The sequence below is a fragment of the Phenylobacterium sp. T106 genome, assembly GCF_057219735.1.
The window spans coordinates 34,807-53,558 of sequence record NZ_JBXVWA010000010.1; the positions used below are offsets into that span (position 1 = coordinate 34,807).

Annotated in this window: 20 protein-coding genes; 14 read left to right on the forward strand and 6 right to left on the reverse strand. The window is 73.1% G+C overall.

Features of this window, described 5'->3' with window-relative positions; all coding sequences use genetic code 11:
- Positions 1-10: 10 nt before the first annotated feature.
- Positions 11-1,774 (forward strand): ATP-binding response regulator, encoded by a 1,764-nt coding sequence (locus AC2D8W_RS19145; RefSeq protein ID WP_484672864.1) that lies wholly within the window; start codon positions 11-13, stop codon positions 1,772-1,774.
- Between the two features lie 6 nt (positions 1,775-1,780).
- Here the strand turns inward: AC2D8W_RS19145 and AC2D8W_RS19150 are convergent, their stop codons facing one another.
- Complete coding sequence (locus AC2D8W_RS19150; protein WP_484672865.1) at positions 1,781-2,422, reverse strand: response regulator transcription factor; 642 nt, start codon at positions 2,420-2,422, stop codon at positions 1,781-1,783.
- A gap of 293 nt (positions 2,423-2,715) precedes the next feature.
- Here AC2D8W_RS19150 and AC2D8W_RS19155 point away from each other — a divergent pair, with 293 nt between their 5' ends.
- From AC2D8W_RS19155 to AC2D8W_RS19175, 5 genes are all read left to right on the forward strand, one after another.
- Complete coding sequence (locus AC2D8W_RS19155; protein ID WP_484672866.1) at positions 2,716-3,558, forward strand: universal stress protein; 843 nt, start codon at positions 2,716-2,718, stop codon at positions 3,556-3,558.
- Positions 3,559-3,724: 166 nt separating this feature from the next.
- A complete protein-coding gene (gene rplU / locus AC2D8W_RS19160; RefSeq protein WP_484672867.1) occupies positions 3,725-4,351 on the forward strand; it encodes a 50S ribosomal protein L21 in 627 nt (208 codons plus the stop codon).
- Between the two features lie 34 nt (positions 4,352-4,385).
- Complete coding sequence (gene rpmA / locus AC2D8W_RS19165) at positions 4,386-4,661, forward strand: 50S ribosomal protein L27 (protein ID WP_293484979.1); 276 nt, start codon at positions 4,386-4,388, stop codon at positions 4,659-4,661.
- A gap of 133 nt (positions 4,662-4,794) precedes the next feature.
- Complete coding sequence (locus AC2D8W_RS19170) at positions 4,795-5,328, forward strand: GNAT family N-acetyltransferase (RefSeq protein WP_293484981.1); 534 nt, start codon at positions 4,795-4,797, stop codon at positions 5,326-5,328.
- A 164-nt stretch (positions 5,329-5,492) separates the two neighbouring features.
- Entirely contained in the window at positions 5,493-6,032 is a 540-nt protein-coding gene (locus AC2D8W_RS19175; protein ID WP_293482461.1) for a biotin transporter BioY, read from the forward strand.
- Here AC2D8W_RS19175 and AC2D8W_RS19180 read toward each other — a convergent pair.
- Positions 5,986-6,624, reverse strand: coding sequence for a PEPxxWA-CTERM sorting domain-containing protein (locus tag AC2D8W_RS19180; RefSeq protein WP_484672868.1), 639 nt, complete (start codon positions 6,622-6,624; stop codon positions 5,986-5,988). The genes AC2D8W_RS19175 and AC2D8W_RS19180 overlap by 47 nt on opposite strands.
- 253 nt (positions 6,625-6,877) lie before the next feature.
- Here AC2D8W_RS19180 and obgE point away from each other — a divergent pair, with 253 nt between their 5' ends.
- The 5 genes from obgE (at position 6,878) to rsfS (ending at position 11,869) form a co-directional block, all read left to right on the forward strand.
- A complete protein-coding gene (gene obgE, locus AC2D8W_RS19185; RefSeq protein ID WP_484672869.1) occupies positions 6,878-7,915 on the forward strand; it encodes a GTPase ObgE in 1,038 nt (345 codons plus the stop codon).
- Positions 7,903-9,045: a glutamate 5-kinase gene (gene proB / locus AC2D8W_RS19190; RefSeq protein ID WP_484672870.1), complete on the forward strand. Its 1,143-nt coding sequence runs from the start codon at positions 7,903-7,905 to the stop codon at positions 9,043-9,045. Before obgE ends, proB begins: the two co-directional genes overlap by 13 nt.
- Positions 9,046-9,076: 31 nt before the next feature.
- Positions 9,077-10,660: an aldehyde dehydrogenase family protein gene (locus AC2D8W_RS19195; RefSeq protein WP_484672871.1), complete on the forward strand. Its 1,584-nt coding sequence runs from the start codon at positions 9,077-9,079 to the stop codon at positions 10,658-10,660.
- Between the two features lie 9 nt (positions 10,661-10,669).
- Positions 10,670-11,338: a nicotinate-nucleotide adenylyltransferase gene (locus AC2D8W_RS19200; RefSeq protein WP_293482465.1), complete on the forward strand. Its 669-nt coding sequence runs from the start codon at positions 10,670-10,672 to the stop codon at positions 11,336-11,338.
- A gap of 69 nt (positions 11,339-11,407) precedes the next feature.
- On the forward strand, positions 11,408-11,869 hold the full coding sequence (gene rsfS / locus AC2D8W_RS19205; protein ID WP_484672872.1) for a ribosome silencing factor: 462 nt from the start codon (positions 11,408-11,410) through the stop codon (positions 11,867-11,869).
- A gap of 231 nt (positions 11,870-12,100) precedes the next feature.
- On the opposite strand, the gene AC2D8W_RS19210 is transcribed toward rsfS, so the two are convergent.
- Genes AC2D8W_RS19210 through gpmA form a run of 4 tightly spaced genes read right to left on the reverse strand, consistent with a single transcriptional unit; the run spans position 12,101 to position 15,825 of the window.
- Positions 12,101-13,297 carry a pentapeptide repeat-containing protein gene (locus AC2D8W_RS19210; protein WP_484672873.1) on the reverse strand — a complete coding sequence of 399 codons (1,197 nt, stop codon included), beginning with the start codon at positions 13,295-13,297 and terminating at the stop codon, positions 12,101-12,103.
- Between the two features lie 5 nt (positions 13,298-13,302).
- Complete coding sequence (locus AC2D8W_RS19215) at positions 13,303-14,568, reverse strand: pentapeptide repeat-containing protein (protein WP_484672874.1); 1,266 nt, start codon at positions 14,566-14,568, stop codon at positions 13,303-13,305.
- 49 nt (positions 14,569-14,617) lie between these two features.
- On the reverse strand, positions 14,618-15,067 hold the full coding sequence (locus tag AC2D8W_RS19220; RefSeq protein ID WP_484672875.1) for a deaminase: 450 nt from the start codon (positions 15,065-15,067) through the stop codon (positions 14,618-14,620).
- Positions 15,068-15,114: 47 nt separating this feature from the next.
- A complete protein-coding gene (gene gpmA, locus AC2D8W_RS19225; protein WP_484672876.1) occupies positions 15,115-15,825 on the reverse strand; it encodes a 2,3-diphosphoglycerate-dependent phosphoglycerate mutase in 711 nt (236 codons plus the stop codon).
- 82 nt (positions 15,826-15,907) lie between these two features.
- On the opposite strand from gpmA, the gene AC2D8W_RS19230 reads away from it, so the two are divergent.
- From AC2D8W_RS19230 to AC2D8W_RS19240, 3 genes are all read left to right on the forward strand, one after another.
- Positions 15,908-16,153 (forward strand): hypothetical protein, encoded by a 246-nt coding sequence (locus AC2D8W_RS19230; RefSeq protein ID WP_484672877.1) that lies wholly within the window; start codon positions 15,908-15,910, stop codon positions 16,151-16,153.
- A complete protein-coding gene (locus AC2D8W_RS19235; protein WP_484672878.1) occupies positions 16,150-17,115 on the forward strand; it encodes a KpsF/GutQ family sugar-phosphate isomerase in 966 nt (321 codons plus the stop codon). The genes AC2D8W_RS19230 and AC2D8W_RS19235 overlap by 4 nt, the downstream gene beginning before the upstream one ends.
- A gap of 104 nt (positions 17,116-17,219) precedes the next feature.
- Positions 17,220-18,722 carry a phosphomannomutase/phosphoglucomutase gene (locus tag AC2D8W_RS19240; RefSeq protein ID WP_484672879.1) on the forward strand — a complete coding sequence of 501 codons (1,503 nt, stop codon included), beginning with the start codon at positions 17,220-17,222 and terminating at the stop codon, positions 18,720-18,722.
- Positions 18,723-18,752: the final 30 nt, after the last annotated feature.

The following is an 18,752-nucleotide window of genomic DNA, read 5'->3' on the forward strand; positions in this document are numbered from 1 at the left end:
CAGCCTGTCCTTGGACCCGTCATCCGGCCCAGACGACATCGCGCGCCGGGACTGGATCCGGGCCGAGCAGGTCCGCGCGCTCTATCGCGGCAGCCCGGTGGGCGTCACCCTGGGCGGCGTGGCCGCGGTCACGCTGGCCGTCTTCCTGGCGCGCGACGGGCGCATGGCGGCCGACGCCGCGGCGATCTTCTGCGGCCTGACGGTGGTGCTGGTGGCCGCGCTCCATGTGCTGTGCGCCGCCTTCCGCCGCCGCCAGCCGCCGGACGCGGCGTGGCGCCCCTGGGCCTTCGCGTTCACGGCCGTCATCGCGCTGCAGGGGGCCACCTGGATCCCGGGCGCGGCCTGGATGACCTCGCCGACCGACGTCGCCCAGACGCTGGTCGTCCTCTTGGTGTCTGGCATGGTGGTGCTGGGCGCGCTGCCGGTCTTCAGCGCCTACCTGCCGGCCTATCTCGCGCTCGCGATCCCGGTGGTGACGCCGCAGGTGGTGCTGGGGCTCTCGCGGACCTATCCGTTCCATGAGGTGCTGTCGGTCCTGACGCTCACCTTCCTGGTGGCCGCCCCGGCGCTCGCCGTCGTCCTGGGCCGCCAGTTCCGCAGCGGCCTGGAGCTGCGCTTCGACAATCTGCGGCTGATCGAGGACCTGCGCCTCCAGCGCGAGCGGGCCGACCAGGCCAACCTCGCCAAGTCCCGATTCCTGGCCGCCGCGAGCCACGACCTGCGCCAGCCGGCCCACGCGCTCGGCCTCTTCGCCGGCGCCCTGGCCGAGCTCCGGCTGTCGCCGCCGGCCCGGCGGCTCGCGGACCACATCACCGGCTCGGTGCGCGCCCTGGACACCCTGTTCGCCGTGCTGCTCGACGTCTCCAAGCTGGACGCCGGCGTCGTGGAGGCGCGGCGCGAGGTCCTGCGTCTCGATCCCCTGCTGGCCCGGCTCGTGACGGACTACGCCGAGCAGGCCGCCGCCAAGGGCGTCGCGCTGCGCCGGGCGCGCACGTCGCTGGTCGTGGTCAGCGACCCGGTGCTGCTGGAACAGGTACTGCGGAACCTGATCTCCAACGCCGTCAAGTACACCGACGCGGGCGGCGTGGTGGTGGGCGCGCGACGGCGCGGCGGGCGGGTGGCGGTCGAGGTCTGGGACACCGGCCGAGGCGTGGCGCCCGACCAGGCCGAGGCGATCTTCGAGGAATTCTACCAGGTCGACAATCCCGAGCGGGACCGCGACAAGGGGCTCGGCCTGGGCCTCGCCATCGTGCGTCGGATCACGCCGCTGATCGGCGCCGACCTGGACTTCGCCTCGGCGCCCGGGCGGGGAAGCGTCTTCCGGCTGCTTCTCCCGCGGGGCGCGCCCGAGGACCTCCCGGCGCCGGTGGCCGCCGCCCCCGCCGCGGGGGCCCTGCGGACCGGCTTCATCGTGGTGGTCGACGACGAGGACGCGATCCGGCGGGCCATGGCCGCCCTGCTCGCCCGGTGGGGCCATCGCGTGCTGACCGCGGGCTCGGCCGACGAGGCCCTGGCGCATCTCGGACGCGGCGACGGCCAGGGGGTTCCCGACCTGATCATCTGCGACGACCGCCTCCGCGGCGGCGAGACGGGCGCGGGCGCCCTGCGGCGGCTGCGCGCCGCCTGCGGCGCGGACACGCCGGCCCTTCTGGTCACAGGCGACGCCACCGCCGCCGCCGGCGAGGGCTCCGCCGACCTCGTGCTGCACAAGCCGGTCCCGCACGCCGTCCTGCGCGCCGCCATCGGCCAGCTGATGCGCGACCGCCCGGCCTGAGCCGCGTCAGGCCCCGGCCTTGCGCACCGCCTCGGCCCGGTTGGCGACGCCCAGCACCCGGAAGATGGTCGTCAGGTGCGCCTTCACCGTCGCCTCGGTGACCCCCAGCCGGTAGGCGATCTCCTTGTTCGACGCGCCCTCCAGGATCAGCCCCAGCACCGCGCGCTGGCGCTCGGTCAGGGTGTCCGCGGCGGCCGGCGCGGCGTCGCCGCCGGCCCGGGCCATGAACGGCGGCACGTAGACCTCGCCCGACAGCACCAGCCGGATCGCCGCGGCCAGGGTGGAGGCGTTGGCCGCCTTGGCCACGTAGCCCAGGGCGCCCAGCGCCAGGGCGGCGCGCACGTCGGCCGGCGCGTCCGACGACGAGACCACCATCAGCGGGATCGCGGGGTGGGCCGCCACGAACGCCGCCACGGCCGAGACCCCCGTCGCATCCGGCATGCTCAGGTCCATCAGGGTCAGGGCGATGTCCCGGTGGGCGGCCGCATGGGCCAGGGCGGACGCGCAATCCCCCGCCTCCAGCACCGTCGCGCCGGGCTCCACGCCGCGCAGCACGGCCGCCAGGCCCTCCCGCACCACCGCATGATCGTCGACGACCAGGAACTTCACGCCGCCACCCCCGCGCAGGCCTTCGCTCGTACGTCGCATACGTAGGGTGAATTTGGGGTTGGCGCAGCCGCCACGCCGGCATTCCCCGACAGCTCTTGCAAAGCTTGTCGCCCGGACCAATCTCAAGGCTGCGGGACCGGGCCCCTCTGACGATCGATGGCGATCGTGATGTCGGACCGCATAGGCTCGCCTAGGGGTCCGTGGACGCAACTCTCCCCCAAGGGGTCATCAGGCCCTGGCGCGCCTCTCAAGGAGGAGCGGATGAGTAATTCTCGGCCACTTTCGGAGCACGGCCCGGCCCGCGAAGGCGCCGCCACGCAGGGAGGCAGGCGATGAGAGACCTGCTGCTGCATGTGGCGAGCTATCCCGACCCGACGCCCGCTGAAGCGATCGACGATGCGGTTCGGTTCGCCGGGGCGACAGGCGCAAGCCTGACGACGCTGGCGGTCCAGGTCGACCTGAGGGCGCCCAGCAACTACCTGGCGAGCCGGCTGATCAACCTCGGCGGGGTCATCGCCGAACAGGAGGCGAAGAGCCTGGCCGCATGCCAGAAGGCGATCCGGAAGGCCGACGAAGCGCGGAGCCTGCATGGAGTCAGGGGCTGCAGCCTGTTGGCCAAGGTGGACCTCTACGCTGTGGGCCAGCACGTCGCCGTTCAGGCCCGGACCCGCGACCTCTGCCTTGTGCCGATGGTCGATGGGGCCGACGGCCAGCGGTCGGTGGCCGAAGCCGTGGTCTTCGGCTCGGGGCGTCCGGTGCTGCTCTTCCGACCCGGACGCGCGAGCCTCCCGGATGGCGCCCTGGGGACCGTCGTCGTCGCGTGGGACGGAAGCCGGACGGCGGCCCGCGCGCTGGCCGATGCGCTGCCGCTGCTTCCAAAGGCCAAGGAGGTGCGCCTGCTCACGGTCATCAACGAGAAGTCCGAGGCGACGCCGGGCATCGCGGCCGGGGCGGTCCGCCACCTCCAGACGCACGACATCGACGCCATCGCCGATGAGGTGGACGCCGCGGGCCGCAAGGTGGGCCGCGTGTTCTGCGACTATGCCGCCGAGCATCGAGCGGGCCTGGTTGTGATGGGCGCCTACGGCCGCTCGCGCACGAGCGAGTTCATCCTTGGGGGGGCCACCGAGTACATGCTCCACGACCCCGGCACGCCGCTCCTGCTGTCCCACTAGCCGGCGAGGCGGCGGCGCCGCGCAAGGGCCGGCGGATGGTTCGCGAAGCGCGGCCCGCCGTTGACTCCGCCCCGCCCGTCTGTATAACCGCGCCTCCTCGTCCCCGGGCCCGTCTCGGGGGCGCGAACACGCTTTCAATCAAGAAGAAATACAAAGGCGCGAGACGATGTACGCGGTGATCAAGACCGGCGGCAAGCAGTACCGGGTCCAGCCCGGCGACCTGCTCGTTGTCGAAAAGCTGGACGGCGAGCCCGGCGCCAAGGTGGCGTTCGGCGATGTGCTGATGCTGGGCGACGGCGAGGCCGTGACCGTGGGTTCGCCCACCGTCGAGGGCGCCTCGGTTGCCGCCACGCTGATCGAGACCCGCAAGGGCGACAAGGTGAAGATCTTCAAGAAGATCCGCCGCCAGGGCTATCGCCGCACGCGCGGCCATCGCCAGCCCGAGAGCGTCCTGCGCGTCACCGGCATCACCGCCGGCGGCAAGGAGACCAAGTGGGACGGCGAAGTCAGCCTGGTCACCAAGGCCGAGCTCGACGCCCGCGCCCGCGGCCTGGACTTCGCCACGCTGAACAAGCCGAAGAAGGCCGTGGCGGAAGCCGCTGCGCCGGCTCCGGCCGCCGCCAAGCCCGCGCCGAAGGCGAAGGCCGCCAAGGCCGCCCCGCCGGCCGAGGTCGTCGAGGAAGCCGCCGCCGCCGCCCAGGTGAACGCGCCGGTGGAAGCCGAGGCGAAGCCCGCCAAGAAGCCCGCCGCCAAGAAGGCGGCCGCCAAGAAGGACGAGGGCGCGGCCGAGTAATCGGGCGCCCGCAAGTTAAGGACAGGAGCACACCATGGCTCACAAGAAATCCGGCGGCTCCTCGCGCAACGGGCGCGACTCGGCGGGCCGCCGTCTCGGCGTGAAGAAGTTCGGCGGCGAAGCGATCAACGCCGGCGGCATCATCGTGCGCCAGCGCGGCACCAAGTTCTGGCCGGGCGAGAACGTGGGCATGGGCAAGGACCATACCCTCTTTGCGCTCGTGGACGGCGCGGTGCGCTTCGTCACCAAGGCCAAGAACCGTTGTTACGCGACGGTGGTGCCGGCCGAGAAGGTGATCGCAGCCGAATAGGCGGAACCCCTCTTTCTCCGGTTCCGCCCCACCACAAGAGGCGGACCGGACAGACGACCTTCGCGGGGAGTCCGGTCAGCCGGGCTCCCCGCAGTCGTTTTGGGCCCCGACAAGAGGGCCGGGAGGTTTGAAGATGTGCGCACTCGACATCAGGCCCGCGATCGCGACGGATCGGCTGGTGCTGCGTGGACCCGTGGCGGCCGACGCGCCGCAGATCGCCGAGCTCGCCGCCGACGGGGGCGTGGCGGCCATGACGGCGAAGATGCCGCACCCGTACGGCCTGGCCGACGCCGAGGCCTTCGTGGCGCGCTGCCAGGCGGCCGATGCGAACGCGACGCCGACCTTCGCCATCCAGCACCGCGAGTTCGGGGTGATCGGAGCTCTGGGCTTCGACGCCCGCGCCGACGGCCGCCCGGAAGTGGGCTACTGGCTGGGCCGCCCCTTCTGGGGGCGCGGCTACGCCACCGAGGCGCTGAAGGCGGCGCTGGTCTGGGCGAAGGCCGGCTGGGGCAGGAACGCCGTCTGGGCCGGCCACTTCGCCGACAACCGGGCCTCGGCCAGCGTCCTGATCAAGGCGGGCTTCCTCTACACCGGCGACGTGGAGCGGCCGTACAGCGTCGCCCGCGGCGACGTCGCGCCGACCCGCATGATGGTCTGGCTCGCCTGATCGTCAGCCCCTGGCTTGCCGCCCGTCGCGCGATCCTTCCCCAGAGGCGCGCGGGCGGCCGGCCGGATGAGGGACCATGGCTCCCCCCGCTCGTCTCCCCTCCCCGGCGGGCGGCGGGTCGAGCGGTCCCTCATCCGGCCTTTTCCGTGCTAAGGCCCGCCGCCATGACCGCCGCCGCGTCCCGCAAGTCACGAACCCGCGGCCTGCCGCCGCCGTACCAGGCCGCGGCGGTCGTCGCCGGGGCCCTGGCGCTGGCGGCCGCCGGCCGGGCGAGCTTCGACCTGGGGCCGGTTCCCATCACCCTGCAGACCTACGCTCTCTTCGTCGTGGCGGGGCTGTTCGGCGGACGGCTCGGGCTCCTGGCCGTGCTGGCCTGGCTGGCCGCCGCGGCCTTCGGGCTCCCGGTCCTGGCGAACGGCGCGGGCGGCTGGCGCGCGGTGACCGGGTCCACCATGGGCTTCCTGGCCGGCATGGCCGCGGCGGCGTGGGTCGTGGGCGAGGGCGCGGCCAGGGCCAAGGGCTGGATCGCGCTCACGCTCCTGGTGCTGGCGGGTCACGCCATCGTCCTGGCCGTGGGCTGGGCGGGCCTGGCCACCTTCATGGACCCGATGCCCGCGTTCACCGTCGGCATCCTGCCCCTGCTGCCGGGCGCGGCGATCAAGTCGCTGGCGGTCGCCGCGACCCTCCGGCTGCTGCCGCGGTGATCCTGCGCCGGCGGAGCATCGCGCCCGAGCCGCCGAAGCCCAGGATCATCAACGCCCACGCGGCCGGCTCCGGGATGCCCGGCGGCGGCGCATCGTTCGTGACGCTCACCGAATAGACCGACACCTGGGCCCAGCCGTAGAGGTCCTGCGGCGCGCGCTCGGAGATCCGCACCTGGCCGCCCCCGATCGGCGTGAGGCTCGCGTAGGTGAACGGCGTGCGGAAGTCCGCCGGGATCCCGGCGTTGGCCACCGTGAGCGCCAGGAAGTTGTCGGTCATGAAGGGCGCCGCTCCGCGCAGCCGCAGGGCGTGCCCCTCGAGCGAGGAGTACATCTGGCCGCCGCCCTGGGTGTGGCCGACCCAGCAGAACGGCGTCGTGCCCGCAAGGGCGTCGCACCGGAAGTCGAAGCCGACCCCGCCGATGGTCACGGCGACGCCCATGGGGCCGGCGTCGGATGGGAAGTTGTAGGCGTACTGCGACCCCGCCGGTCCGAAGCTGGAGGCGCCGAGGGCGTCGTCCAGCTGGAAGCGGGCGCTGAAGTCGGCGCCGGGCGTGAAGCGGCCGTCGAAGCCGAAGGGCTGTCCCGGGAGCAACGACCCCAGCTTGCGGTGTAGGTGATGGTGGTCACAGAGGCGTCGGCGGCGCCGGCGACGGCCCCGAGCATCAGGGCGACAAGGGCGGCTGCGAAGCGTCTCATGCGTGGTCCTCCCAGCGGACGACGCCCGACCATGCGCTCGTGCCCGCGGCGCGCCTTGCGATGGATCAACGGCCGCGCCCGGCGATCGCGGGCGGTTCATGCTCGGCGGGATGCGCTCCAGGCGCGGTTTTGTGCTATCGGCCCCGGCGATGAAGTTCCTCGATCAGGTCAAGGTGTACGTCCGCTCGGGCAACGGCGGGGCCGGCGCGGTCTCTTTCCGCCGCGAGAAGTACATCGAGTACGGCGGTCCCGACGGCGGCGACGGCGGCAAGGGCGGCGACATCTGGATCGAGGCCGTCGACGGCCTGAACACGCTGATCGACTACCGCTACCAGCAGCACTTCAAGGCCGGCACGGGCGTCCACGGGATGGGCCGCAGCCGCCACGGCGCCGCCGGGGCCGACGTGGTCCTGAAGGTGCCGGTGGGCACCGAGGTGCTCGACGACGACAAGCAGCTCATCGCCGACCTCTCGCAGCCCGGGCAGCGGATGCAGCTCCTCAGGGGCGGCAACGGCGGCTTCGGCAACGAGCGCTTCAAGGGCCCCATCAACCAGGCCCCGCGCCACGCCAACCCCGGCCAGGAAGGCCAGGAGATGGCGATCTGGCTGCGCCTGAAGCTGATCGCCGACGTGGGGCTGGTCGGACTGCCCAACGCCGGCAAGTCCACCTTCCTGGCCGCCTCCAGCGCGGCCAAGCCCAAGATCGCCGACTACCCCTTCACGACCCTGGCGCCGAACCTGGGCATGGTGGACATCTCGGAGGGCGAGCGCTTCATCCTCGCGGACATCCCGGGCCTGATCGAGGGGGCCAGCGAGGGCGCCGGCATCGGGACGCGGTTCCTGGGGCACGTCGAGCGCACCGCGGTGCTGATCCACCTGGTCGACGCGACGCAGGAGGACGTGGCCGGCGCCTGGAAGACGGTCCGCCACGAGCTGGTCGCCTATGGCGAGGGGCTGGAGGACAAGCCCGAGATCGTCGCGCTGAACAAGATCGACGCGCTCGACGCCGAGACCATCGCCCAGAAAGCCGCCGAGCTCGAGGCCGCGGTGGGCGCCAGGGTGCGCCGGGTGTCGGGCGTGGCGAAGATCGGCGTGACCGAGCTGCTGCGCGAGGCCTACGCCCTCGTGCGCGAGCGCAAGGCCGAGGCCGCCGCCGAGGCCGCGGGACCCCAGGAATGGCGGCCCTGATGCGCGAACTGGCCACCGCCCGGCGCATCGTCGTCAAGGTCGGGTCCGCGCTCCTCGTGGGTCCGGACGGCGCGGCGCATGCCGCTTGGCTGGCCGACTTCGCCGCCGACGTGGCGCGCCTGAAGGCCCGGGGCCAGCAGGTCCTGATCGTCTCGTCCGGCGCCGTGGCGCTCGGCCGGCGCCGCCTGGGCCTCGGCCGGCGCGCCCTCAGCCTGCCCGAGAAGCAGGCCGCCGCGGCCGCCGGGCAGTCGGCGCTGATGCGCGCCTGGGAGGAGGCCCTGGACCCCCTCGGCCTCGCCTGCGCGCAGGTGCTCCTGACCCGCGACGACACCGAGGTTCGCCGCCGCTGGCTCAACGCCCGCGCCACCGTCGAGACCCTGCTGGGCCTCAACGTGATCCCGGTGATCAACGAGAACGACACCGTGGTGACCGAGGAGATCCGCGTCGGCGACAACGACCGCCTGTCGGCCCGGGTGGCCCAGCTCGTGGGCGCCGAGGCGCTGGTGCTGCTCTCCGACGTGGAGGGCCTGCACACGGCCGATCCCCGGCGCGATCCCGCCGCGACCCTGATCCCCCGCATCGCGCGCCTGACGCCCGAGATCGAGGCGATGGCCGGCGGCGCCAACGCCGCTGCGGGCGTCGGCACCGGCGGCATGGCGACGAAGCTCGAGGCGGCCCGCATCGCCAGCCACGCCGGCTGCGCCACGATCATCACCCTGGGCGAGCGCCCCAGCCCGCTGTCGGCGGTCGAGGCCGGCGCGAAGGCCACCGTGATCGAGCCCGAGACCACGCCCCGGGCGGCCTACAAGGCCTGGATCGCGGGCTCGCTGGCCCCGGCGGGCTCCGTCACCGTGGACGCCGGCGCCGCCGACGCCGTGCGGCGCGGCAAGAGCCTGCTGGCCGCCGGGGTCCGCGGCATCGACGGCCGCTTCGAGAAGGGCGACGCCGTGGTGATCCGCGACGCGGCCGGGGTGGAGATCGCCCGCGGCCTGTCGCGCTATCCCGCCGACCACGCGGCCAAAATCTGCGGGCTCAAGTCGGACGCCATCGAGGCGGTGCTGGGCTACACCTCGGGGCCGCTGGTGCATGCCGACGACCTCGCGCTTTCCGCGGGCGCGGTGACGGCCTAGGTTAGGCTCAAGGCGAGCAAAAGGGGGAGCCGTGGACGACGGCGCGACAGGCAGGGAGGCGCAGGCGGTCCGCCCGATCGGTTCGGGGACGGGCCGGCTGGACGCGCTCGCGCCCGGCCAGGCGATCCCCTTCGCCGGCGACCGCGTGGCCTATGTGAGCCCCGACCTCGCCGCGGCCTTCCGCTCCGGCGACCGCCTGGTGGTCGTCCAGGACACCGGCGACCTGCTGCACATCCCCGCGGCGGAGCAGGCGGCCGCGGACGCCGCCGTCGGCCGTGCGGCCGCGGCCTTCGCGCGGATGGGCGAGACGCCCGACGCCGCCATCACCGCCTTCTTCGAGGCCTTCGCCCGCCGGCTCGAGGACGAGGCCGTCTGGTCCGCCATCGCCGCCGCCAACGCGGCGGACGTCGATCGGGCGCGCGCCCGCGGGCGCTCGACCACCCGCCTCGCCGCCACCGACGCCATGCGCCGCGACATGATCGCGGGCCTACGCGCCTGGCGCGACGCCGAGCCGCCCCGCGGCCGGGTCATCGAGACAGTCCGCCACGCGGGCTGGAGCGTCGAGCAGCTGGTCGCGCCGCTGGGCGTGGTCGGCTTCGTGTTCGAGGGCCGGCCCAACGTCTTCGCCGACGCCACCGGCGTGATCCGCGCCGGCAACACCGTGGTCTTCCGCATCGGCTCGGACGCCCTGGGCACGGCGCGGGCCATCGTGGCCCAGGCGCTGGATCCCGCGCTGGCCAAGGCGGGGCTGCCCGAGGGCGCCGCCGTGCTGGTGGACTCCGCCGCCCACGCCGCGGGCTGGGCGATGTTCGCCGACAGCCGCCTTTCGCTGGCCGTCGCGCGCGGCTCGGGCGCGGCCGTGGCGCAGCTGGGCGCCATCGCGCGCCAGGCCGGAACGCCGGTCAGCCTGCACGGCACGGGCGGCGCCTGGATCGTCGCCGACGCCACCGCCGATCCGGATCGCTTCCACGCCGCGGTGTTCCACTCGCTGGACCGCAAGGTCTGCAACACCCTCAACACCTGCTGCATCGCCCGCGACGCCGCCGACGCCCTCCTGCCGGTCTTCCTCGAGGCGCTGGAGCGCGCCGGCGAGCGCCGCAGGGGCGTGAAGCTGCACGTGGCCGAGGCCGACTGGGCCCGGCTGCCCGAACGCTGGCGCACGGCCCGCGCCACGGTGGTCCGCGCCGAGGGTCCCGTGGAAGAGCCGCTGGCCGAGCCCCTGTCGGACGCCGACCTCGGCCGCGAATGGGAGTGGGAAGAGACGCCCGAGGTCACGCTGAAGGTGGTCGACGACGTCGCCCACGCCGTGGCCCTGTTCAACACCTTCAGCCCGCGCTTCGCGGCCGCCCTGATCTCCGCGGACGCGGCGGCGCACGACCGCTTCTACGCCACCATCGACGCCCCCTTCGTGGGGGACGGCTTCACCCGCTGGGTCGACGGCCAGTACGCGCTGAACCGGCCCGAGCTCGGGCTCTCGAACTGGGAGAACGGCCGGCTGTTCGCCCGCGGCGGCGTCCTGGCCGGCGACGGCGTCTTCACCGTCAGGTCCCGGGTCCGGCAGGCGGATCCGCACCTCGACCGCGGGGGCGCGCCGACCCCGCCGCGCGCCCGGTAAGCCCCGCGCATGTGGTTCGCAGGCCCGGCGCGCCGCGCGCCCCTCGCCGGCCGTCCGCAGGCGCTCCGCCTGGGCTTCACCCTGTCGCGGGGCATGAAGGTCGGGCTCTACGGCGGTTCCTTCAACCCGGCCCACGACGGCCACGCCCACGTGGCCGAGACGGCCAAGCGGCGCCTGGGGCTCGACCGCGTGATCTGGCTCGTGTCGCCCCAGAACCCGCTGAAGCGCGGGCAGGACACCGCAGACCTCGCCGACCGCATCGCCGGGGTCGAGGCGCTCACGCGCGGGCCCGGCATGGTGGTGACCGCCGCCGAGGCCCGGCTGGGCTCCACCTACACGGTCGACACGATCCGCACGCTGAAGGCGCGCTTTCCCGGCGTCCGGTTCGTCTGGATCATGGGCGCGGACAGCCTGGCCTCGTTCCATCGCTGGAAGGGCTGGACGGACATCATGCGCGAGGTCCCCGTCGCCGTCGTCTCGCGGCCCTGGATCTCGCTGAAGAGCCGCTTCTCGCCCGCGGCCCAGCGCTTCGGCCGCTACCGCCGCGCGCCGCAGAGCGCGATCCGCCTGCCGGGCAGCCCGACGCCGGCCTGGGTGTTCCTGTTCGGCCGCTTCAACTTCCAGTCCTCGACGGCGCTGCGGGCGCGGGCGCGGGCGCAGCCGCCGCACAAGAGCTAGGCGGGAACCGGCGCGCGCCGCCCCGGCTTGAATGGGTGTTGCGTGGGCCCTGCCCGGCCGCCCCGGCCTGTGGTAGGATCACCGAAGCGTGGACACCAAAGGAGCAACCCGCTGAACCGTAACCCTGCGCCGTCGACGGCGCACGAGGCCCCGGCAAGCGCCGAAGCCTCCATCAACGATCCGGGCCGGATCACCGCGATCGAGGACCTCATCCTCTCGCGGCTGGACGAGGACAAGGCCCAGGACGTCGTCTTTATCGACCTCAAGGGCAAGAGCCCCGTTGCGGACGGGCTCATCGTCGCCTCGGGCCGTTCGCAGCGGCACGTGGGCGCGATGGCCGACCATCTGCTGCGCGCCCTGAAGGAGGCCGGGTACGGCAAGTGCCGGGTCGAGGGCATGCCGCATGCGGACTGGGTCCTGATCGACGCCGGCGACGTGATCGTCCACCTGTTCCGGCCCGAGGTCCGCTCGTTCTACAACATCGAGAAGATCTGGTCGGTCGAGCCGCCGGCGAACCGCGCCGCCGTCTGAGACTCGGGGCGTCTTCCGGAACCGGAGACCCGGTCCCCGGGTCGAGACGCGCTCAGTCTCCTCGTTCGATATCAGCGGTTCCAATATCTCCCGACCGTCCCGGCGAATGCCGGGACCCAGTTCTTCGTGCCCGATCGTGACGGGAAGGGCTCGGCCCCTTTAGAGCCTGCTTCGGAGCCATTCATCTGGATCCCGGCATTCGCCGGGATGGTCGGGCATCGGGAAGTTACCCTAAGCGGGTAGCCGCGCGCCGCGAAGGTCGGCGTCCTGCAGGACGGCGTCGGTGATGGTCGCGCCGTCCAGCCGGGCGTAGCGCAGCCGGGCGCCGGTGAGGTTCGCGGGCGTCGAGCGCCCCGGCCCCAGCGGCAGGGGGCCGAGGTTGGCCTTCGCCAGGTTCACGCGGGTGAGGTCCGACCGCATCAGGCGGCAACCGCGCAGGTCGGCGCCCTCGAGGATCGCGCCGCGCAGGTCGCAGCCCTCGAGATTGGCGCCCTGCAGCTCGACGCCCGTCAGGTCCAGACCGGCGAGGTTCGCGCCCCTGGCGCTCAGGGCGCTCAGCTTCAGCCCCCGCAGCGCCTCGCCGGCGGGGCGCAGGTCGGCCCCGTCGAGCTGAGTCGGCGCGCCATCGGCGCCGCCCGACGCCACCCAGGCGGAATGCGCCCGCGCCTGTTCGACCAGCTTCGCGCACCGGGCGATCACGTCGCGCGTCGGCGCCTCGACGGCGCCGTCCAGCTTCGCATTGCGCACCCCGGCCAGGTCTGCGGCGTGGAGGTCGGCGCCCGCGAACTGCGCGCCCTCCAGCTGCGCGCCGGAAAGCAAGGCCGACGCGAGCAGCGCCCCGGCGAAGTTCGCGCCCTTCAGGTTGGCGTCGGCGATCACGGCGCCGCGCAGCGAGGCGTCCGCGAAGTCGGCCTCGGCGGCATAGAGGCCGTCCAGGCGCGAGCGGTCCAGGGTGGCGCCGGACAGGTTCGCCCCGTCGATCTCGCCGCCGCGCCCCTCCTCCACCACCGCGGGCAGCCCCTTGGTGGGATGCGGCCGGCCGATCACGCCCGGTCGCAGGTCGGCCTCGGTCAGGTCGGCCCCCGCGAGGTTGGCGCCTTGCAGGCAGGCGCCGCGCAGGTCGGCCCGCCGCAGGTTGGCGGCCCGCAGGTTGGCGGCGCGCAGGTCGCAGCCCGCCAGGATCGCGCCCTCGAGGTTGGCGCCGGCCAGCTCGGCGCCGTCGAAGACCGAGCCGGTGAAGTCCGCCCCCGCCAGCTGGCGCCCGGCCAGGTTCAGCCCCCGGAAGTCGACGTAGCTGAGGTGCGCGCGCTTGCCGCCCTTGCCGGCCACGAAGCGGGCGTGGCCATCGAGCAGGATCGCAAGCTCGCCTTCGCTCAGGCGGCGGCGGCCCGGCAGGAACGGCTCCTGGCTTGGCGTCGCGAGCCGCATGGCGGTCAGATCACATCGTCCAGACCGCGGGCGCCCTGCCGGTGCGCCACGGCGCTGAAGTCGGCCTGCTTGACCATGGCCCCGGTGAAGTTCGATCGGCTGATGTCGGCGTCGGTGAAGACCGCGTGGCGGACGTCGGCGTTCGACAGGTCGGCGCCCTTGAGCTGCGCCCCGGCCAGGTTGCACGGCAGGACGCGGTCCGCCCCCAGCAGCAGGGGGCCCATCTGGGCGTCGCGCAGGTCCGCCCCCGAGAGCTTCGCGCCCACCAGGCGCGCGCCCCGCAGGTCGGCGCGCCGCAGGGTGCAGTTGCGCAGGTCCGCGCCCTCCAGGTGCGCGCCCTGAAGCTGCACGCCCTCCATGTCCAGGCCGTAGAACACCGCCCCCTTCGCCGACAGGGCCGTCAGGTTGTAGCCCTTGATCGATCCCAGGGCGCGAAGGTCGGCGTTGTCGAACGACGACGGCTTGCCCTCGCCGCCGCCGGTCTCGCACCAGCGGGCGTGGTCCTTGATCATCTGGTCGTACGGCAGATCGCTCAGCGGGCGCCCCACCGGGACGTCCGTCAGGGCGCCCGCCATGTTCGCGTTGGAGACGTTCCAGGCCACGGTGCGCGCGCCCACCAGGATGGCGTCCGTGAGGTCGGCCCCGGCGAGGTCGGCGCCCGACAGGTCCGCGCCCGACAGGTTGGCCCCCGACAGGGTCGCCTGCTTCAGGTTCGCACGGATGAGCTTGGCGTCCTTCAGCACCGCGTCGGTGAAGTCGGCGCGGACGGCCATGGCGCCCGACAGGCGCGAGCGCTCGAGGTTGGCGCCGGCCAGGATCGCGCCCTGCAGCTCGCCGAGGTTGGGCGCGCCCGTCTCCAGCTTGCGCAGGCCGAACTGGCGGTCGGCGGCCGCCAGGGTGCCCTCCCGCAGGTCCGCCTCGAACAGGTCGGCGCCCGTGAGGTCCACGTTGCGCATGCACGAGCCGCGCAGGTCCGCCCGCCGCAGCGAAGCCTCCCGCAGGTCGGACCCGGTGAGGTCGGCGCAGAAGAGGGTGGCGTTGTCCAGGCGCGCCCCGCGCAGCTGGCAATCGGTCAGGATCGCGCCCGTGAAGTCGGCGTCGCACAGGTTGCGGCCGCGGAGATCGACGCCGGAGAGGTCCTTGAAGGCGAACACCGCCCGGGCGCCGCCGGGCTTGGCGCTCCAGAGCCGGTCATGGCGCGCACAGACGACGTCGACCTCCGCCTGCGAGAGGCGGGACTGGACGAGGCTGCGTGCGCTGTTGGTCGACATCCGGCCGGCTGACGAGAAAGACTGCGTGAACCTTGTTAGGCCAGGTCGATTAACGGCGACTTTCCGTAGGTTTTGCCGGGCGATAGCTCGCGTAGAGGGACGCCGCCTCGGCGCCCAGCAACCCCAGGTTTGCAGTCACGCCGGCGGCCTGCAACCGACGCGCGCCGTCGCCGGCGGCGAACACCGACGGATCGGGGCAGGCGTAGGCCACGCGGGCGACGCCCGCGGCGACCAGCCGCTCGCTGCAGGACAGGCCGCCCGCCGATCGCTTCGCACAGGGCTCGAGGGTGACGTAGACCGTGGCGCCGCGCGCGCGCTCGCCGGCCTGGTCGAGGGCGACCTCCTCGCCGTGCGGCCGCCCGCCCTCGCCGGTGACCCCCTCGCCGACCACCACGCCGTCGCGGACGATGACGCAGCCGACCGCGGGGTTGTCGCCCGTGCGGCCGACCTGGGCCTTGGCGAGCGCGATGGCGCGGCGCATGGCGTCTTCGTCGGTCATGCGGCCATCATGACCCGCGATCGCGCCGGCGCGAAAGGCCGCTGTGGTCAGACCGGCGGCAGCGCCGTGGCGCGGGCCTCGTCGAGGTAGCGTGCGGCGGTCGGCTTCAGGCCTGCGTCCAGGTCGATCACCAGCGGATTGCCGGTGGGGATCTCCACGCCCACGATGTCGTCGTTCGACACGCCGAACAGAAGCTTGACGATGGCCCGCAGCGAGTTGCCGTGCGCCGCCACCAGCAGGGTCTCGCCGCGCTTCAGGCAGGGGACGATGTCGGCGTCCCAATAGGGCTGCACGCGGTCGAGCGTGGTCTTCAGGCTCTCGGTCACCGGCAGGCTGGCGCCGGCGTACCGGCGGTCGCGGGAGAAGTCGAACTCGCCGCCCGGCGCGAGGTCCGGCGGCGGGATGTCGTAGCTGCGCCGCCAGATCTTCACCTGGTCGGCCCCGTGCTTGGCGGCGGTCTCGGTCTTGTTGAGGCCGGTGAGGCCGCCGTAGTGCCGCTCGTTCAGCCGCCAGTCCTTCACCTCGGGCACGAACGTCTGGCCGGCGGCGTGCAGCGCGAGCCACGAGGTGCGGATCGCGCGGGTCAGGACGGACGTGAACACGCGGTCGATCGACAGGCCCGCGGCCTTGATCAGTTCGCCGCCCTTCTTCGCCTCGGCCTCGCCCTGGGCGGTGAGGTCGACGTCGACCCAGCCGGTGAAGCGGTCTTCCAGGTTCCACTGGCTCTGTCCGTGACGCAGCAGGATCAGGGTGGGCAAGGCGGCGGCTCCTCTGGTTGCGGACGGTGGGGCTAGATCGGCGGCCCTACCCCGTCAACCCGGCGCGGGCTATAGCGGGGCCATGTTCGACCGCTTCTACCTGGGCCTGCTTGCGCTCGCCGCCGCCGCCGCGGTGGCCCTGGCGCTGGTCTGGCCGCAGGGGCTGGGCGACCGCTCCCCGGCCCCCTTCGGCCACGATCCGGTGCTGCGCAGCCCCGAGATGCAGGCCCGCATGATGCGCGAGACCGAGGCCGCCCAGAAGCGGGTCGACCAGGCGCGCGAGGCGGTGCGCAACATCCAGAACCAGGCGATCGCGCCCTCGCAATGACCGAGAAGGACACCATCGCTGTCGGGCGCCGGGTGCTCGAGACCGAGGCCGAGGCCCTGACCCGCCTGGCGCGCGAGCTCGACGGAAGCTTCGCGGCCGCGGTCGAGATGCTGTTCGGCGCGAGGGGCCGGATCGTCTGCACCGGGATCGGCAAGTCGGGCCACGTGGCGCGCAAGATCGCCGCCACCCTGGCCTCCACCGGCTCGGCGGCGATCTTCGTGCACCCCAGCGAGGCCAGCCACGGCGACCTCGGCATGATCGGCCAGGACGACGTGATCCTGGCGCTGTCGAAGACCGGCGAGACCCGCGAGCTCGCCGACGTGATCGCCTATGCGGCGCGGTTCCATATCCCCCTGATCGGCATGACCACTTCGGCCGACAGCGCGCTGGGCCTGGCCGCCGACATCGTGCTGCGCCTGCCCGACGCGCCGGAGGCCGCGGACGCGGTCAATGCGCCCACCACCTCCACGACGCTCCAGATCGCGCTGGGCGACGCGCTGGCGGTGGCGCTGCTCGAGCGGCGGGGCTTCCGGCCGCAGGACTTCAAGGTCTTCCACCCCGGCGGCAAGCTGGGCGCCCTCCTGCGCACGGCGGCCGACCTCATGCACGGCCGCGAGGAGCTGCCGCTGGTGGCGCCCGAGACGCCGATGCGCGAGGCGCTCCTGGTCATGAGCGAGAAGCGCTGGGGGATCGTCGGCGTCGTCGATCCCAAGGGCGTGCTGCTGGGGGCCATCACCGACGGCGACCTGCGCCGCCACATCGAGGGCCTGCTCGACCACACCGCCGGCGAGGTGATGACGCCTGGGCCGAAGAAGGTGGCGCCCCCCGGCATGCTGGCCGGCGAGGCCCTGGCCCTGATGAGCGATCCGCCGCCCGCCGTCACGGTGCTCTTCGTGGTCGACGCCGGCAAGCCCGTGGGCATCCTGCACGTCCACGACCTGCTGCGCGCCGGGGTCATGTAGCGGCCGCTGCGGAACAGCGGGCTCCCGTTAAGGCTTCCTCAGTGGCGCTGCGGCTATCGGCCGCGCTAAACACCCAACGCCCAGCGTGCGATCCCGGAGTTCCGATGCTGCCTGCCCCCCGCGCCGACCTCGTCGCCAACACGTTCGACTACGAGAATGCGCCGCTGGTGAAGGCGACCGGCTTCCGGGAATACGACGCGCGCTGGCTGTTCGGGCCCGAGATCAACCTGCTGGGCATCCAGGCCCTGGGCCTGGGCCTGGGCACGCTGATCCACGAGATGGGCCAGACGCGCATCGTGGTCGGGCACGACTTCCGCAGCTATTCGCTCAGCATCAAGCAGGCGCTGACGATCGGACTGGTGGCGGCCGGCTGCGAGGTGCTGGACATCGGGCTCTCGGTTTCGCCGATGGCCTACTTCGCCCAGTTCGACCTCGACGCGCCGTGCGTGGCCATGGTCACCGCCAGCCATAACGAGAACGGCTGGACCGGCGTGAAGATGGGCGCCCAGCGGCCGCTCACCTTCGGCCCCGACGAGATGGGCCGGCTGAAGGAGATCGTGCTCGGCGGCAAGTGGGCCCAGCGCCCGGGCGGCTCGGTCGCGCATATCGGAGGCGTCGCCGAGCGCTACATCGCCGACGCGGCCTCGCGCGCGAGCCTGAGCCGGCCGCTCAAGGTGATCGCCGCCTGCGGCAACGGCACCGCCGGCGCCTTCGCCCCGCAGGCCCTGCGGCGCATGGGCGTGGCCGAGGTGGTCGAGATGGATTGCGACCTCGACTGGACCTTCCCGAAGTACAATCCGAACCCCGAGGACCACCACATGCTCTCCGAGATGGCCAAGGCCGTCCGCGAGCACGGCGCCGACGTCGCCCTCGGCTTCGACGGCGACGGCGACCGCTGCGGCGTGGTCGACGACGAGGGCGAGGAGATTTTCGCCGACAAGATCGGCCTGATGCTGGCCCGCGACCTGTCGGCGCTGCACAAGGACGCCACCTTCATCGTCGACGTGAAGTCCACGGGGCTCTTCGCCACCGATCCCGTGCTGAAGGCCAACGGCGCCAAGACCGTCTACTGGAAGACCGGCCACAGCTACATCAAGCGCAAGACCGCCGAACTCGGCGCGCTGGCCGGCTTCGAGAAGAGCGGCCACTTCTTCATGAACCCGCCGATCGGCCGCGGCTACGATGACGGCCTCGTGGCCGCCGCCGCGATCCTGTCGATGCTGGACCGCAACCCGGACAAGAAGCTCAGCGACCTGAAGAAGGCGCTGCCGGTCGCCTGGACGTCGCTCACCATGAGCCCGCACTGCGCCGACGAGGAGAAGTACGGGGTCGTCGACGACGTGGTCGCCGAGTACAGCGCGTTCGCCAAGGCCGGCGGCACGATCCTGGGACGCAGGATCGTCGACGTGATCACCGTCAACGGCGTCCGCGTGGCGCTCGAGGACGGCTCGTGGGTCCTGGTCCGCGCGTCGTCGAACAAGCCCGAGATCGTGGTCGTCGTGGAGAGCACCCGCTCTGAGGACGACATGCGCGCGCTCTTCCGCGAGGAGGTCAAGCCGCGGCTGGCGAAGCGCCCGCAGGTGGGGAAGTACAACCAGGAGATCTGAGGATCTCGTTGTGAGCGGCGCGAGTCTTGC